The organism is uncultured Campylobacter sp., from assembly GCF_905372745.1.
Lineage (GTDB): Bacteria > Campylobacterota > Campylobacteria > Campylobacterales > Campylobacteraceae > Campylobacter_A.
Genome location: NZ_CAJPQR010000002.1, coordinates 1 through 16,729, shown reverse-complemented (window position 1 = coordinate 16,729; position 16,729 = coordinate 1). Strand labels below are relative to the sequence as shown.

The 16,729-nt window shown below is 45.8% G+C and carries 17 protein-coding genes; 11 read left to right on the top strand and 6 right to left on the bottom strand.

The annotated features are described in order from the left end of the window. Positions 1-32: 32 nt before the first annotated feature. Positions 33-461, top strand: a complete 429-nt coding sequence (locus QZ157_RS00810; RefSeq protein ID WP_295140541.1) for a hypothetical protein — start codon at positions 33-35, stop codon at positions 459-461. Between the two features lie 307 nt (positions 462-768). After that, positions 769-2,346: a DKNYY domain-containing protein gene (locus QZ157_RS00805; protein ID WP_295140539.1), complete on the top strand. Its 1,578-nt coding sequence runs from the start codon at positions 769-771 to the stop codon at positions 2,344-2,346. A gap of 74 nt (positions 2,347-2,420) precedes the next feature. On the opposite strand, the gene QZ157_RS00800 is transcribed toward QZ157_RS00805, so the two are convergent. Further along, the gene (locus QZ157_RS00800; protein ID WP_295140536.1) at positions 2,421-2,948 is read right to left on the bottom strand and encodes an NAD(P)H-dependent oxidoreductase; all 528 of its coding nucleotides are present in this window, start codon (positions 2,946-2,948) and stop codon (positions 2,421-2,423) included. 441 nt (positions 2,949-3,389) lie between these two features. Here QZ157_RS00800 and QZ157_RS00795 point away from each other — a divergent pair, with 441 nt between their 5' ends. Next, entirely contained in the window at positions 3,390-4,148 is a 759-nt protein-coding gene (locus QZ157_RS00795; RefSeq protein ID WP_295140533.1) for a flagellin, read from the top strand. A gap of 199 nt (positions 4,149-4,347) precedes the next feature. Here the strand turns inward: QZ157_RS00795 and QZ157_RS00790 are convergent, their stop codons facing one another. The 5 genes from QZ157_RS00790 to rpsO form a co-directional block, all read right to left on the bottom strand. Next, positions 4,348-4,779, bottom strand: a complete 432-nt coding sequence (locus tag QZ157_RS00790; protein WP_295140530.1) for a trehalose-6-phosphate synthase — start codon at positions 4,777-4,779, stop codon at positions 4,348-4,350. Positions 4,780-5,072: 293 nt separating this feature from the next. Continuing rightward, entirely contained in the window at positions 5,073-6,950 is a 1,878-nt protein-coding gene (dnaK, locus tag QZ157_RS00785; RefSeq protein WP_295140527.1) for a molecular chaperone DnaK, read from the bottom strand. 35 nt (positions 6,951-6,985) lie between these two features. Further along, entirely contained in the window at positions 6,986-7,513 is a 528-nt protein-coding gene (grpE, locus tag QZ157_RS00780; RefSeq protein WP_295140524.1) for a nucleotide exchange factor GrpE, read from the bottom strand. Then, on the bottom strand, positions 7,510-8,289 hold the full coding sequence (locus QZ157_RS00775; protein ID WP_295140521.1) for an HrcA family transcriptional regulator: 780 nt from the start codon (positions 8,287-8,289) through the stop codon (positions 7,510-7,512). Before QZ157_RS00775 ends, grpE begins: the two co-directional genes overlap by 4 nt. 297 nt (positions 8,290-8,586) lie before the next feature. Next, positions 8,587-8,859: a 30S ribosomal protein S15 gene (gene rpsO, locus QZ157_RS00770; protein ID WP_002952011.1), complete on the bottom strand. Its 273-nt coding sequence runs from the start codon at positions 8,857-8,859 to the stop codon at positions 8,587-8,589. Between the two features lie 144 nt (positions 8,860-9,003). On the opposite strand from rpsO, the gene QZ157_RS00765 reads away from it, so the two are divergent. From QZ157_RS00765 to msrA, 8 genes are all read left to right on the top strand, one after another. After that, positions 9,004-9,408, top strand: a complete 405-nt coding sequence (locus tag QZ157_RS00765; protein WP_295140515.1) for an Rrf2 family transcriptional regulator — start codon at positions 9,004-9,006, stop codon at positions 9,406-9,408. 3 nt (positions 9,409-9,411) lie between these two features. After that, on the top strand, positions 9,412-11,574 hold the full coding sequence (gene flhA, locus QZ157_RS00760) for a flagellar biosynthesis protein FlhA (RefSeq protein WP_295140512.1): 2,163 nt from the start codon (positions 9,412-9,414) through the stop codon (positions 11,572-11,574). Positions 11,575-11,582: 8 nt separating this feature from the next. Beyond that, positions 11,583-12,701 carry a 3'-to-5' oligoribonuclease B gene (locus QZ157_RS00755; protein WP_295140509.1) on the top strand — a complete coding sequence of 373 codons (1,119 nt, stop codon included), beginning with the start codon at positions 11,583-11,585 and terminating at the stop codon, positions 12,699-12,701. A gap of 3 nt (positions 12,702-12,704) precedes the next feature. Beyond that, entirely contained in the window at positions 12,705-12,932 is a 228-nt protein-coding gene (locus QZ157_RS00750; RefSeq protein ID WP_295140506.1) for a hypothetical protein, read from the top strand. After that, positions 12,929-13,108: a hypothetical protein gene (locus QZ157_RS00745; protein WP_002946522.1), complete on the top strand. Its 180-nt coding sequence runs from the start codon at positions 12,929-12,931 to the stop codon at positions 13,106-13,108. Before QZ157_RS00750 ends, QZ157_RS00745 begins: the two co-directional genes overlap by 4 nt. Next, entirely contained in the window at positions 13,108-14,013 is a 906-nt protein-coding gene (cmoB, locus tag QZ157_RS00740; protein WP_295140499.1) for a tRNA 5-methoxyuridine(34)/uridine 5-oxyacetic acid(34) synthase CmoB, read from the top strand. Before QZ157_RS00745 ends, cmoB begins: the two co-directional genes overlap by 1 nt. Before the next feature lie 9 nt (positions 14,014-14,022). Next, positions 14,023-14,559 carry a PaaI family thioesterase gene (locus tag QZ157_RS00735; protein WP_295140496.1) on the top strand — a complete coding sequence of 179 codons (537 nt, stop codon included), beginning with the start codon at positions 14,023-14,025 and terminating at the stop codon, positions 14,557-14,559. Between the two features lie 777 nt (positions 14,560-15,336). Next, entirely contained in the window at positions 15,337-16,449 is a 1,113-nt protein-coding gene (gene msrA / locus QZ157_RS00730; protein WP_295140494.1) for a peptide-methionine (S)-S-oxide reductase MsrA, read from the top strand. The last annotated feature ends 280 nt before the right edge of the window (positions 16,450-16,729 follow it).

Here is a 16,729-nt window from a genome sequence, read left to right as displayed (position 1 = left end):
ATTTAAATTTACAACGACTTTACGGGGTAAAAATGGATTTTGAAAATTTTAGCTGGGCCGATGACGAGATGCTTGCTTTTTTGTCCGCTTTGGGTGACGAGTGGTGCGCGAATGACGGCGGAGCGGAGTTTATAGGGCAAAATTTTAGTTTTATCGGCTCAAAGCCGGTTTTGCAAAATTTAAAAGACTACAAAACGGCCGATTACAAAAATTTTACCGATATTAAGGGTTTTATAAGTTCAAATCCAAACATCCAAAGTAAAATTTTAAGCGCGGATATAAGCTACGTCGGCGACAATCTGACCAATGCCGAAGTCAAATTTGCACCCGAGTATTTTTACGATTTTTTAAAATTTATGCTAGAAAATATCCCCGAACATCACTATTTTTACAGCCCGGATGCCGCTTGGATAATGCTTATAGCCATGGAAGGCTATGTGGAGTTTGCCGTTTTAAAGTAAATAACGTCTGCGCTTTTGCATGGAGTCGCGGCGTATAAATTCTCAAAACGATAGGGTTTGCCGCTGTAGTTTGAGCGCATTTTGGCGGAGGATTTTAAGCAATTTATCTTTTAGCGATAGACAAAATCGCACCGCAAGCCAAGCAAACGCTGTTAATCGGCATTTTTAAATTAGTGAAATTTCCTACGAATCGGCGTAACCGTAATGCAAAAATCTGCAGTGCTTTTGCGGATTTTTGCGTCAAATTTAAACTCTTAAACAAAATCATAATATAATCATAAAAATTTAGTTTAAATTTAGGCGATTTATGAAAATAAAAAACTCCCCCGCTGCTTGCGCGGTTGCGCTTTTTACCGTACTTTTTACGGTATTTTTTACGGTTTATATCGCTAGCTACGAGGAGGAGGGTGAATTTACTCAGATGGGCGACAGCGAATTTTACGCGACGCCGCAGGGTAAAATTTACGCGCTAATCCCAAGCGGAGGCAAATTTGAGCTAAAAGGCGCGCGGGCGGATAAATTTAGGGTTCTTGCGTCAGGCGGTTATCGCGGGCGAAACGTCGGAGCTGACGAAAGTGCCGTCTACTGCGGCAATCTAGTCATGAGCGGGCTTGATCCCACGCGCGCTAGGGCGATTGGCAACGGATATTTCACGGACAGCCGGGTTAGTTATTTTTGCAGCGACGTAGGCGAGAGAAACTACGAGCTAGGAGCTTTTGCCGAGGCGGTTCAAACCGCGGCGTACGCGCTACTGGGCGCTGATAAACCGCAAAGCTATATTTATAAAATAAAGCGCGTTTTAGGCGTAAATTTGACCGAGGTTTTGGGTTTTGGCTTTGCGGCGGGAAGCGCGAGCCAAGGCGGTAAATTTAGCGAAAATAGCGACGCGGACGATAAAAAAGGCGTCCAAGTCGGAGCGCAAATCGGCGGCGATAAAGGTGACAAAAAAGTATATTTCGAGGGCGAGGAGTTAGAGGGCGCGGACTCGGACGGGCTAAGATACGTGAGGGATGCGCGCGGGCGAACTAGCGATTTTTACGTCACGGACGGGCGAAACGTCTATTTTAAAAGCTCGCGACTCGCGGTTAAATTTACCCCTGAGCTGCACGAGGCTGCGTATTTTGGCGGTGTGCGCTATCTTTTAGAGCCCGTTAGCGGCGTAGTCAATGCGGACGGGAATGAGTTTGCGCCCGAATTTGCGCCTTATTCGCTACCGTTTGGCGTCTTTGGCGCGCATGCCTATCACCTGCTTTTTCGCGGCAAGGACGGAATTTATTTTTGGGAGAGTAAAAATGACGGCAAAAACGGCGAGCTAAAACGCGTGGCGGCGGATCCGTTTACGGGTGAAATTTCGCCGCTTGCTGGTAGCGTTTTTGTTAGCGGCGCCCAGACTTATTTCATGCAGAGCCGCGAAATTTGGAGCCGCGGCAAAAGCGGCAGGCGGTTAAGCTCGCGCCATACTGAGCTTTTTAGGCTTGAAACTAGCGAGCAGTGGCGCAAAATAGGCCTTGTGCGCAACGGCGTATACGGCGCGGTTTATGCAAACGGCGATAAAATTTACTATTTTGACGCGCTTGGGACGCAGCAGGGGATTAGCGCTAGCGTTTACGAGATCGCAGACGTTGCCGCCATAAAGGCCTTGATGCGGCCGTATGATCCGAGCGGGCAAAACATAAGCGGCGCGGACATCCGTAAGATGATAAAAGAAGAGCGGCTCGTGCCGGCGCGAGGCGAGCTCGTTTTTGAGGCGGTTACTTATTACGAAAGCGGCGAGACCTATCGAGTCGCCGCATTTGCGCTTTTGGTAGTTATTGCGGGCTTTGCGCTTAGGGCTATAAAGCGTGCCAAGGGGCTAAAAATCATGAAAAAGTCCTTGGCAAAGTAAAATTCGGCGGCAAAGCCGCTTGGGTAAAGTGACAAACAACGGAAATTTAAGCAGATAAATCTCCGCCCGCAAAATCAAAGTTTAAGTAAAAAGTCTATGTACTCTTTTGCGCTATTTTCGACGTCTTCGTCGCTAGCGCCCAGTAAAAAGCCGTACGAGGCGAAATCTGCCATAGGCTTTGCACCGACGAAATTTAGAGTAGCTTTAAACGGCGACAATACCTCTTGCAGGCTAAAGCCCTCGATACCGTCTTTGGAATACATATCCTCTTTCGCGCCCGCCGAGATAGCTAGCGAAAATAGCTTGCCATTTAGCTTGGTGCCTCCCGTGCCGTAAGCCCAACCGTAGGCGAACACGTCGTCAAACCACTTTTTTAAAAGCGGCGGGAAATTTGACCAATATAGCGGATATTGAAGCACGATTTTATCATGAGTTTCGAGTAGTTTTTGTTCCTTGGCCACATCGATTTTAAAGTCGGGATAAAGCGAGTAAAGCTCGTGGAGCTCGAATTTATCGGCGTGTTTTAGGATTTCTTCCTTCCAGCGACGATTTACGCGAGAGCCTGCGATATCAGGATGCGCTAAGATAATAAGCGTTTTCATATTTTCTCCTTTTAAAAATAATTCGGAATTATAGTTTATTAAGATATATTTTGTCTTGTTTTGCGTCAAGTTTTGCGATGAGTTATCAAGAGCGAACCAAAATTTAGATAAAAGTTAAGTAAATTTTCGATATCGCATAAATTTAGGCGGTTTTTAAACAGCCGTTTGCAAGAACGCTGCTTAAATTCGGCGTCATTTTTGAGTTTTTTTCGCGCTTTTTAAGTAAGCGTAATATCTCACGAGAGCGTCTAAACGGCATCATAGCGTTACCTGGCAAAAAGACGGGCATAAATTTATGCGCGACGCCCGGTAAATAGGCGTAATTTTGCTATTTGCTTGATAAATTTAGGCGTCTAATTCGGGCTTAAATTTTTACATTCATATAATGATAAATTTTTAATCAAATTTTCGCTATAATCGGACAAAATCTAAGGAGCGAATATGAAACTAGGAAATTTTTCGACTAATGCAAGCATGAGTAGCCACTATCTCGAACAAGCTCAAGCTAACAATGCAAAAGCCCTAAATAACATCTCCGCACAGCGCGCTCTAAGCGGTATCGACAGCGCAAATCTAGCTATCGCGGACTCCCTGCGCTCTCAAAGCTCCACGCTAGAGCAGGGCGTCGCAAACGCAAACGACGCTATTGGCATCCTACAGATCGCAGACTCCACGCTAGCAAATATCACGCAAAGCGCCGACCGCATCGGCGAGCTCTCGGTGCGCTATAGCAGCGGTATCCTAAATGCCGACCAGCAAAAGATGATAAAAAGCGAAGTCGGTGCGCTAACTAAATCAATGCAAGATAGCGTAGATCAGGCTAGCTTTAACGGTAAAAATGTGTTTGGCGGACAGATGAGTTTTCTAACCGGCAACGGTATGGAGGGCGTAAATTTATCTGCGCCTAAATTCGGCGGCATCGACGTGGGCGATATAAATAGCGTGCATAAATTTATCGGCGGCGTAAATGCTTTGCGCGGCGAGATAGGCGCGGCGCAAAACGGCATACTCTCCGGTATAAATGCAAGCCTGGCGAAAAACGTCGCGCTAAAGCAAAGCGAGTCCCGGCTGCAAAATAACGATATCGCCAAAAACGTAAGCTCGTTTAAGCAAAATGATTTACAAGCAAATGCCGCCGTCCTAGCACAAGCGCACAACGCGGCAAGCTTGCAAGCGCAGTTTGGCAGACTTCTGGGATAAATTAACTAAATGCAGCTTTGGCCACTATGATTATTGGCGGCTAAAGCGCTTTTATTTTATTCTAAGTTGCGATTTGATCGCGCCTTAAATCAATCTATCAAATTTCACTTTCGCGTTTAATATGCATCCATGCTTTGCGATCAAAAAAACTTACTGCATTAAATTTATCGGAGCGAGCTACCTTCTGCGTTAAATTTACCTAAACCCTCCACATTAGCTTTGCTAGGATTATCATTGTGACGCACAAAACAAGGGCGATGACGTGCGAGTATTTACCGAAGGGATCGGGCTTTTTGAGCTTATAAACGAAAAAGAGCGATATCGCCGTAACTAGGCACATCAGTCCTAGCACGCCGATTTTTGCCATTAGCAAGATCTGAAACGAGCTACCAAACCATCCATTTTCACCGCCTAGATATTCCTTTGCCATAAAAATACCGCTGATAATTAACATCAAAAACGCCGTACCGAACACCTTCGCGCTGCCTTTGGTGTAGGCTTTTTTGACGCGAGCGAGGGTATATTCGTCTATGTGCTTTTTTGCAAACGGAAATATGCAAACGTCGAAAAATACGTAACCGACAAAGGCGACGGCGCTCAAAATATGAACGATCAGGAAAAATAGATACATTTAGGACCTTTTTTGTTTGATTATATTTAAATCGGTCGTTTAAAGGGATGATTTTGATTAAGGATTACGCGGAAGAGGATTAAATTTAAATTTATCGGCGAGGCGGCAAATTTGCAATAAATCTTTGCGGGGTCAAATTTGAATAGATTTGTAAATTTAGGATTGCATAAAATTTGAAAGAAATTTATAAAATCCGCCCGTAAAATTTAACGGGCGGGGTAAATTTAATGGTGCGTAAAACGCTAAAACCTTAAATTTTCGTTTGAAGCCCTTGCTAAAACAAGGGCTAAATTTTACTCGACTTCGGCGTCGATGACGTCGTCGTCTTTTTTCTTGCCGCCGTTTGCTTGCTCGCCCGCGGCGCCGTCTTTTTTATACATCGCTTCGGCCAGTTTGTGGCTAGCTTCGCTTAGAGTTTTGACCTTCGCGTCGATCTGCTCTTTGCTTGCGTTTTCGTCTTTTAGCGTCTCTTTTAGCTCGTCAAGCGCCTTTTGGATACGCTCTTTGTCCTCGGCAGGGATCTTTTCGCCTAGCTCATCAAGGCTCTTTTGCGTTTGGTGCGCGAGCGCGTCGGCTTGGTTGCGCGCCTCTACCGCGTCTTTGCGTTTTTTGTCGTCCTCTTTGTGTAGCTCGGCGTCTTTGACCATGTTGTTGATCTCGTCCTCGCTTAGGCCGCTTGAGCCTGAGATCGTGATATTTTGAGCTTTGCCTGTAGCCTTATCTTTAGCTGAGACCGTTAGGATACCGTTGGCATCGATGTCAAACTCTACTTCGATCTGCGGTACGCCGCGAGGAGCGGCAGGGATGCCCTCTAGGTTAAACTGACCCAAAGACTTGTTGTCGCGGGCAAATTCGCGCTCGCCTTGCAATACGTGGATCGTGACCGCGCTTTGGTTGTCCTCGGCGGTTGAAAATACCTGATTTTTCTTAACCGGGATAGTCGTGCCTTTTTCGATGATTTTCGTCATCACGCCGCCTAGAGTTTCGATACCTAGGCTTAGCGGAGTGACGTCTAGGAGCAATACGTCCTTCACGTCGCCTTTGATGACGGCGCCTTGGATCGCCGCGCCGATAGCTACGACTTCGTCCGGATTTACGCTTTTATTTAGCTCTTTGCCAAACGCTTTTTTGACCTCTTCTTGAACTAAAGGCACGCGCGTCGAGCCGCCCACCATGACGATTTCTTTTATATCTTTTTTGTCAAGTCCGGCGTCTTTTACGACCTCGTTTATCTTGGTAATCGTTTGCGCGACTAGATCCTCGATCATGCCTTCAAATTTAGCCCTAGTTAGCGTCTTTGTGAGGTGTTTAGGACCAGTAGCGTCGGCGGTGATAAACGGTAAATTTATCGTCGTTTCTTGAGCCGAGCTTAGCTCTTTTTTGGCCGTTTCGGCCGCCTCTTTTAGGCGCTGCATAGCCATCACGTCGGTTTTTAGATCGATGCCCGAGTCGCTTTTAAATTCGCTCGTTAGCCAGTCGATTAGGCGGTTATCGAAATCATCGCCGCCTAGAAACGCGTTACCGCCGGTAGCTAGAACCTCGACCACGTTATCGCCGGTTTCTAGTACGGTAACGTCGAACGTACCGCCGCCTAGGTCGTAAACCATGATCTTTTCGGACTCTTTTTTATCTAGGCCGTAGGCTAGAGCCGCCGCGGTAGGTTCGTTTATGATACGAAGCACGTTTAGTCCGGCGATGGTGCCCGCTTCTTTAGTCGCTTTTCTTTGGCTATCGTTAAAGTACGCAGGCACGGTGATGACGGCGTCTACGACCGTTTCGCCCAGATAGCTTTCAGCATCCTCTTTTAGTTTTATGAGCACTTTTGCGGAGATTTCTTGCGGAGTGTAGACCTTGCCCGCGATCTCGATAGCGCACGCGCCGTTTCTATCTACGACGTGGTACGGCAGTCTAGCTTTAGCCTCCTGCGCGTTTTTCTCGTTGCTCATTAGGCCCATTATTCTCTTGATAGAGTAGATGGTTTTTTCAGGGTTTGTGACGGCTTGGCGTTTCGCGCTGTCGCCTACTAAAATTTCGCCCTTATCTGTGAAAGCCACGACCGAAGGAGTCGTGTTTTTGCCCTCTTTATTCGGGATTACCTTGCTTTCGCCTCGCTCATACACGCTCACGCATGAATTCGTCGTTCCTAGGTCTATACCTATTACTTTTGCCATTGTTTTTCCTTTTTATTAAATTTTTCTTTCAAATCTTACTTCGCTATCGACACCATCGCAGGTCGTAAAACTCTGCCGTTGATTAGATAACCTTTTTGTATCACTTGCACAATTTTTCCTTTTTCCACGTCCTCGCTATCGATTTGCAGTACGGCATTGTGGAAATTCGGATCAAATTCGCCCTCGGTTTCGATCGGTGTGATACCGTTTTTTTCAAAACACTTTTTAAACTGATCTATCGTTATATAAATTCCCTCTTTGATTTTTGCCGCATATTCGTCACCTTCGGTTTCAAAATTTACCGCCATCTCAAGCGCGTCTATCACTGGAAGCAGATCTCGCGCGAATTTCTCGTTCGCATATGTCGCGATGTCTGCTTTTTCCTTTTCAAAACGCTTTTTGATGTTTTCAAAGTCCGCGTTAGCTCTATAATACTTATCCGTTAGCTCCTCAAGCTGCTTTTGAAGCTCTACGTACTTCGCGTCTAGGCCCTCAAAGCTGATACTCTCGTCGAAATTTGACGGGATTTGCTGCTCAAGCTCTACATTTTCATTCTCGTTCATGCCGCCTCCTTTAAGTTGTTTAAAAATCTTTCATAGTCGTTGTAAATACTGCCCGCGCAAAGCATTTTAGCCTCTTTGCCCTCAAAATTTACGTCTAGCTTCATACCTAGATAATTTTCGCCGAAAAAGACTAAATTTGAGTCAAAAAAAATCTCAAAGCTAGGGCTTAGCGCGTTTTTAAAGCTCTCTCCGAAAATCTCAAGCGCTATCTTTTCGTTTTCTAAAAAGCGAATTTTAGTGCGCTTTAGCTCGGCTATCTTATTTCTTAGCTCGTTTAGGCCCACCTGCATACAGGTAAGCTCGAGTCTGCCCAGATCTATGCCGATGAGATTGCTCAAAAATTTTTCGACTTTCGAGTTAAATTTGAGTGCTATCTCGTCCTCACTAAAGCTCAAAATCAAAAATCTATTGTTTAAATTTAAAACCTCGTTTAGCGTTTGGGTTTTGCTTTCAAAAACCATCGCGTAAATTTCAAATTTATCGCTTAGCAACTTTAGTAGGCTAGGATTTGCGATATTTAGCGTCTCATCGAAATTTAATCTAGCTCGCCAATAATCTCTCATCGTCGCAGCCGTCGGTATCCTGCCGCCGCTAACGTGAAACTGGGTAATCGCACCCTCGTCGGAGAGCTTTTTAAAATAAACCCTAATCGTAGAGGCTGGGATCGACATCGCCATACGCGAACCAAGCTCGCTAGAGCCGATCGGAGCGTTGTCGCTAAGATAAGCTTGAATGATAGAATCAAGTATCAGATCTCGCTTGCTCATCTTTATCATATTAGCACTCTCTCCTTTAAATTGCTAGGCGCATTATACAACATTGAGCGGATAATTGTCAAGGGGTAGAGTTAAAAAAAATTATTTAGATAACTTTAGCGTAATAAGCTCAATGTTAGAAAGATAAAATTTGGGTGAAATGAGCGGTATGCGGGAAAATTTAAATATATTTAATGTAAGAGAATGGTAAATTTGGTTTTTTGATAAATTTTAGGAATCTAAAACTTGACGTGTTAAATTTAAAAATGAGTAAAAAAGTAAAATTTGAAAGAAAAGCCCCGAATTTGGGGCCTGGGATTATTTATCTCTGAGATTTAGCTCAGCGATAACTTTTGTGTAAGCTGCGTAATCTTTAGCTTTTAGATATTTCATCAAGCGTTTTCTGCGACCGACTATTTTAAGTAGTCCGAGGCGAGACGAGTGATCTTTTTTGTAGATTTTTAGGTGCTCGGTTAGTTCCTCGACTCTTGCGGTTAGCAATGCGATTTGAACTTCCGGAGAACCGGTATCTTTTTCTTTTCTAGCGAATTTCGCAACAATTTCTGCTTTTTTAGCCGAATCCAAAGCCATAATGACCTCCTGATTGGTGAGATTAAAAAAGGCGATTATATCATAAAAATCAAAAAATGCGGCGCCTGCTTTAAAAAATATTGATTTAATCAAATTTGCAGATAAAATTTAATAAAATATCCGCAAAAAATTTAAGGGGAATTTATGCTTTTGACAAAAGCCAGCGAATACGCACTGCTTTCGCTGATTTACATAGCGCAAAAAGACGCTCCCTCGGACGTTGATACGATGTCGGGCGAGCTTGATATATCAAAAAGCTTTTTGGCTAAAATTTTGCAAAATTTGGCTAGAGAGGGCATTTTGGTTTCGTTTAAGGGTGCAAACGGCGGATTTATGCTCGCGCAAAAGCCCGAAGAAATCAGTATAAAAAGAATAATCGAAAGCGCAGAAAAGCGTAAAATGGCGGTATTTGAGTGCTCTATCTCGGCCGATAGTTGCGCCTCCAGCAAGGGCGGAATGTGTCAAATTTGGCCGATGTTTAGCGCGCTTCAGTCTAAAATCGACGATTTTTTAGATACAATTACGTTAGCAAATATAATCAAGAAGTAAATTTTGGCAAAACAAAAGCGCAATATCCTAACCCTGGTCGCACCGTTTTTAGAGCCTATCGTAAGGTTTAGGGGGCTCACGATCGTCGGCGTTATAATCGCCATCCTAGCGATCATCATAGTGCCGCTTCCTAGCGCGGTTTTGGACTTTTTTCTTGCGCTTTCCATCTCTATTTCGGTGCTTATCATCCTTATCGCCGTTTACGTACCAAAGCCTACCGACCTTAGCACGTTTCCGACGCTTATTCTCATTATCACGCTTTTTAGACTCTCGCTAAACATAGCCACCACGCGTATGATTTTGAGCGAAGGACACAACGGTCCCGATGCCGTGAGCGAGATAATCTCAAGCTTCGGGCAGTTCGTCGTAGGCGGCAACTACGTCATCGGCGTGATAGTTTTTACGATCCTGGTGCTTATAAATTTCATGGTCGTCACCAAAGGTTCGACGCGCGTGAGCGAGGTGCAGGCGAGATTTACGCTTGATGCGATGCCTGGTAAGCAAATGGCGATAGATGCCGACCTAAACGCGGGTCTGATCGACGAAAAGACCGCTAGAGAGCGCCGTGAAGCCATCATCGGCGAGGCGAATTTTTACGGTGCGATGGACGGTTCGTCTAAATTTATTAAAGGCGATGCGGTTGCTGGCATCATCATCACGATCATAAACATCGTCGGCGGCTTTCTCATCGGCTCGTTTCAGTACGGCCTAGATATGGCTACTTCGGCGCAAAACTACACGATCCTAACGATCGGCGACGGTCTAGTGAGCCAGATACCTGGCCTCATCACTTCGACGGCCACGGCGATCATTATCACGCGCGCTAGCAAGGACGATGAAAATTTCGCCGAGGGCTCGCTAACGCAGCTGCTGGGCGAATACAAAACGCTTTTAATAGTCGGCTTTATACTATTTATATTTGCCCTGGTTCCGGGGCTTCCGACGCTATCTCTCGGATTTATCTCGCTTCTATTTTTAAGCATGGGTTATATAATGAAAGAGGTAAAAGAGGGCAAGATAAATTTGACCGCCAAGGCCCAAAGCGTAAGCTCTACCCAAGTCGAAGAAGAAGGGCAGACTGCACCAAAACCCCCTAAAAAAAGCGAAGAAGAGATCGCTCGCGAAGAGGAAGCTAAGATAAACGATATCTTAAAGCTTGAAATTTTAGAACTCGATCTAGGATACGGCCTGCTAAAGATCGCCGAAACAGATCTCATCGAGCGCATACGAGCGATGCGCCGAAATATCGCGGCACAGCTTGGTTTTTTGATGCCAAAGATCCGCATTCGCGACAACCTCCAACTACCGCCCAACGAATACCGCTTTAAGCTAAAAGGCGTCGTGATCGGGCAGGGCGAAATTTACGCGGATAAATTCCTCGCGATGGATAGCGGGCTAGTTAGCGACAACATCGAAGGTATCCCGACTAAAGAGCCGGCGTTTGGCCTTGATGCTTTATGGATCGATGCGAGCGTGAAGGAGGACGCGATACTAAGCGGCTACACGATCGTAGATCCCGCGAGCGTCATCTCTACGCACATGAGCGAGCTGATAAAACAAAACGCCGCCGAGCTCCTAACCCGCCAAGAGACGCAAAATTTGCTGGATAAGCTAAAATCTGAATACCCGGTCATCGTCGAGGATACGCTACGTATCGCGCCTATCGGAGTGATCCAAAAAGTGCTAAAAGCGCTGCTAAAAGACCATATCCCGATAAAAGACATGCTAAGTATCCTTGAGGCGTTAAGCGACATCGCCGAGGTTAGTAAGAACCTCGATATGATCGTCGAACACGTCCGCACCGCGCTTGCTCGCGCTATCACTTCGCTTTACGTCGATGAGGGTGGGCGGTTAAATTTTTACGTGATGGAGCCCGCCGCGCAGCAAAAGCTGATCGACGCCGTGCAGTATAAAGACGGCGCGTATCACCTGATGATAAACGTCTCGCAGACCTCGGCGATCGTGCAGGCTCTGCGTGAGGCGAGGGCGAAGCGGCCGATCTCGGAGTACGGCTCGATGATACTTTGCGTGGAGCCTAGCTTGCGTAAATTTATCGCTGATATCTGTGCAAATTTCGCCATAGATATCACGGTGCTTAGCTTTGCCGAAGTCGCGGCAAATACGCCGTTTGAGACGTTAGGCACGATAGAAATATCAAATTTGTAAGGAATAAAATGACCATCCATCACCTCTCGCACACCGATCTGGACGGATACGGCGCACAGGTAATAACGAATCACTATTTTAAAAACGTTAAATTTTATAACTCAAACTACGGCAAGGAGATTGACGAGAAATTTGATCAAATTTTGGCTCAAATTTCTGATAAAAACGCAGCCCCGGCGGAGTCAAATTTAAGCGGCGAGCAAAACGAGAGCTCGCAAAATGCGTCCGAAAATCGCGGCGAGGCCGAAGCGGCTAAATGCGATGAAAAAGCGCTCATCCTGATAACGGATCTAAATTTGACCGTGGAGCAGTGCGAAGCCTACGAAAAGGCGCTCGCAAATAAAAACGCTAAAATTTTGCTCCTAGATCATCACCAAAGCGGAGCCGAGTGCGCGAGCAAATTTAGCTGGTATTTTTTAGATAATTCAAGGTGCGCGACTAAGATCACGCATGATTTTTTCGCTAAAATTTACGGGGTCGATGCTAGCCTAAATCACTTTAGCGACGTCGTAAATGCGGTCGATATCTGGCTAAAAGACGACGTAAATTTTGAAATGGGCAAGGTCGGGCTCGGACTCGTCGCAAACGCAAAAGAGATAAATAAAACGATGTTTGAGGCAGAAAACTCTCGCTATCTTTTTTATCTTATCGAGCGTGCGCGGGAGTTTTTTGACGCGGGAGACGATTATGTCGGGCTTGACGAGGCGATTTTCGGGTTTAAAAAGGACTTTTTTAGAGAGGATAAAAACGATACGTTAAGCAATCTGATCTCAGCATTCGTCGTAAAAAAACTAAGCGAGGAAAAAGAGAAATTTAGTATAAAATATAACGATCTTAACGGCATTTTGACCTACAATATCGGCAACACCTCGGTTATCGGCAACGACTTTTTAGTTGCTAACCCAGATATTGATTTTTTCATCGACGTTACGAGCAAAAAGACTCTGAGCTTTCGCGCTAACGGCAAGGCGGACGTAAGCCAGATGGCTAAAAATTTAGTCGGCGGCGGCGGACACGTGAACGCTAGCGGCGGGCTTTTTGCGGGCTTTAAGGATAGCTTTAGCTATGAAAACGTAAAGGCGCAGATAACCGACCTAATAACTAAAAAAACGATTTTACAAGGATAGAAAATGAAAGAAATAGAACCTACCGTAGACGAGCTAAGCTACGAGCTTTCGATGATGCTGGAGGCGATGCTTTATTATGCCGGCGTGAAAAAAGATAGGCTCGAGGACGCGGCAGAGACCTACATCGAGTGCATCGACGATGCGCTGGAAAACAGTGATGCCGAGGGCGTGGACGAGGTGCTCGAAGTCGTCGAATACATGAAGAAAAAGTACTCTAAATTTTTCAAATGAAAACTCTAGCGCAAATTTTATTTTTTTCGGCTCTGGCGGCTATGCTGGGCGGTTGTGTGTTTTTAAACGACCGCGGCGTGACGACGAAGTACTACAACGAGTGCAAGGAGTACTACGACGCGACGGGTGTCTATCACAAAGAGTGCCCTAAAAACATCATCGACTGGACGGAGTGATGAGCTTAGAAGCGGCTAGAGTGGCGAAGGCTAGGGAGCTGGCGGGCAAAACCTACGCGCCTTTGATGCGGGAGATAGAGGAGCTGGCTGCTAAATTTAAGGATCGCGAATTTGAGCTCAAATTTGACGATATAGTCGAGATAAGCGCAAATTTAACCCCTATAGAGCGCGAAGAGACTCTGCAAACGGCGCTAAATTTACGCTCGTGGCGCAAGGGGCCGTTTAAGATAGACGATATCTTGATAGATAGCGAGTGGAGGAGTTTTGTTAAATTTAACCTACTCGCGCCGCACATGGATCTAGCAGACAAGGTCGTGGGCGATATCGGCTGCAACAACGGCTACTATCTCTTTCGTATGTTGCCCCAGCGCCCCAAAAAACTAATCGGCTTTGATCCCGGCATGATGAGCTTTTTGCAGTTTAAATTTATCGATGCGTTCGCGCGATCTGGTATAGAGTACGAGCTACTAGGCGTCGAGCATCTGCCCCACTACGGCGTCAAATTTGACGCGCTATTTTGTCTTGGCGTGCTCTATCACAGAAGCGATCCGGTGCGTACGCTAAAAGAGCTAAAAGGCGCGCTAAATGCGGGCGGCGAGCTATTTTTGGACACGATGTATCTTGATATGCAGGGCGATTTTGCCTTGAGCCCTAAAAATACATACTCAAAGATACCGAATATCTACTTCGTGCCGACCGTTGGCGCGCTTTTAAACTGGTGCGAGAGGGCGAATTTTAAAGACGTGCAAATTTTAGCCACAAAGCCGACGGACGCGCACGAGCAACGAAAAACGGAGTGGATCTTGGGTCAGAGCTTGGGCGATTTTCTAGATCCCGTAGACCCTACGCGCACGGTCGAGGGCTATCCCGCGCCAAAACGGGTCTATCTAAAACTAAGCGTATAAAGGTAAAAAATGGACGAAAATATATACAAAGACGGCGGCAGCGAGGATACTATACTGCCGGAGGATGAAAACCCTTTCCGCAACGAGCTAAAAACCTCGCCGAATATAAAAACCAGCTTAAGCGGCACCGTGACCGAACTGGGTTCAAATCAAGCAAAAACGAATTTTTTTGCTAGCGAAGAGATGGCGTCTGACGCCGAAGGGCTTATTCACAGCGGTTTTGTTTTTTCGGCGGCTAGCTATGCGGCGATGGCTGCGGTAAACGAAACCTTCAGCGTCGTGATAGGGGCTAAGATACATTTTTTCGCCCCAACCAAGATCGGCGAAAACGTGGAATTTGATGCTAGGGCTCAGTTTAACGATAGCGCTAAACGCGAAGTTAGAGTGATCGGCAAAACGCGCGATATCAAGGTTTTTGAGGGTACGTTTCAAGTGGTTGTTTTAGAAGATCACGTATTTAAAATTTATAAAGCTAACATCCAAAAACAAGCCGCTCAAAGACAAAGAAGCCGAGCCAAAGCCGAGGAAGAGGCGCAAAACTCTTAATTTTGCCTAAATTTAAAAGATTTTAAAATATCTTTTGACAAGCCTAGCGAAAAATCGGCTTAAATTTACGGCAAATTTATGTAAAAGGCGCAGATGAAATATGCATTTTTGCGTTATTGATAGTTTTACACATCCGTCGGTAAATCGCGGGAGGAATGATTTAAATTCACGCTAAATTTAGAGTGGGGCGTTATAATTTTGTCAAATTTGGTTTAAGGGTTTTTGCTGCGTTTGCGAATTGCAGACGAGCGCTTTTGAAAGAGATTTTTGTCGTACTCGTAGCTTCAAGCAGAGGAAATTTAAATCAGCAACGGGCTCCAGCCTAGCCTTGGTTAAATTTCTGCACGACTTTAAATTCGCCTTGCGATACTTTGCATTATCGCTTTACGTTTAAATTTGAAGCTAAATTTACAAATTTTGAGTTGCAAAGACCCGCACCTTGAAAATGTAAATTTAGAGTCGCTACGCAACAGCGCTAAAATTAACCTACACCAGGTGCAGCAACATCTCACGTGCAGTGGGGATGGTTGGGTTTTTGCGTCGCTTCGCTCGTAACTGCAAGCAGACAGTAAGTAGTTCTGCTTGCAGTTACGAGCCGCAGGCAAAGTAAAGTCCCCTTCCGCCTCCCAAAAAAAGAATTTGAAAATCTAACGCCTGATGACAAATTTTGAAGTTTAAAGGCGCGGGTCTCGGTGTGTAAAATTTAAAACCGTCAAATTTGAAGTCAAATTTGCCTGAATCAAATTTAATCAAAAATTTAAGCCACAAGGAGCGAAAATGCTTGGCAAAACGTTAAAAACAGTTGGAATAGTCGGCGCTTTGGCGCTATTTTTAGGTATATTTTTAAATTTACAAGGAGAACAGATGAATCATAATACGAAAGAGTCTACGGCCGCGAACAAAACGATCGTGCTGGCGGGCGGGTGCTTTTGGGGCACGGAGGCCTATCTCAAGCAGCTCCCCGGCGTGGTTAGCACCTACACGGGCTACGCGAACTCAAAGGTGCCAAACCCTAGCTACGAGCAGGTCTGCACGGGCGACACGAACGCCGCCGAGGCCGTCTGGGTCGAATACGACGAGTATGTGATCGACCTGCCGCATTTGCTCAAATTTTACTTTAACACCATCGATCCCACCAGCCTAAACAAGCAAGGCGGCGACCGCGGCACGCAGTACCGTACGGGCATCTATTACACCGATGCGGCGGACGAGGCGGCGATCAGAGCCTTTATCGCCGAACAACAAAAAAACTACAAAGCGCCCATCGTAACGGAGGTCGCGCCGCTAGAAAATATCTACAAAGCCGAGGAGTATCACCAGGACTATCTGGACAAAAACCCGCACGGCTACTGCCACGTGACCTTTGAGAGCCTGCCTAAAAAAGGCGAAATTTTAAGCGACAAAAAGCGCGATATGAAGCAAAATTTGCAAAACTACAAAAACAAAGACGACGCGGCGCTAAAAAATGAACTAAGCGCCATCTCATACGACGTCGTAAAGCACGCCGCGACCGAGCGCCCACACAGTAGCGAGCTAAATGCTGAGGAGCGTATCGGCATCTACGTCGATATCACCAACGGTCAGCCGCTTTTTAGCTCGTACGATAAATTTGACGCGGGCTGCGGTTGGCCGAGCTTTACTAAGCCGATCGACGCGAGCCTAATCGCCGAAAAGTCCGATCTATCGCACGGCATGGTACGCACCGAGGTCAAAACCGCGATGTCGGACTCGCACTTGGGGCACGTATTTGACGACGGTCCGAGCGACAAAGGAGGGCTAAGATACTGCATAAACGGCGCTGCGCTGAGATTTGTGCCAAAGGAGGAGATGGAGAAGGAGGGGTATGGGTATTTGATACCGTATCTCGACGCGCAGTATTCTAAAAAATAACGGCTTGTCTTTTTCCTTTATACGTCGTTGGAAATTTCGCCGAAGCTCGGTTACGTATTTAGTATACGCGCCCTCGCTCGGCTTATTTCCGCCTCGTTTAAAGAAAAAATACTTCACCTTAACTCTTTAGGCTCAAAGTTGGAGTCAAATTCGGTTAAATTCGCAAATTTGGCTTTAAATTTTACCCGCCGAGACCCGTATCTTGAAAACTCAAATTTAAAATTTGCGACGCTTTGCGTAAGCAAAGCAGTGTCGCCACATCTCACGTGCAGTGGGGTTG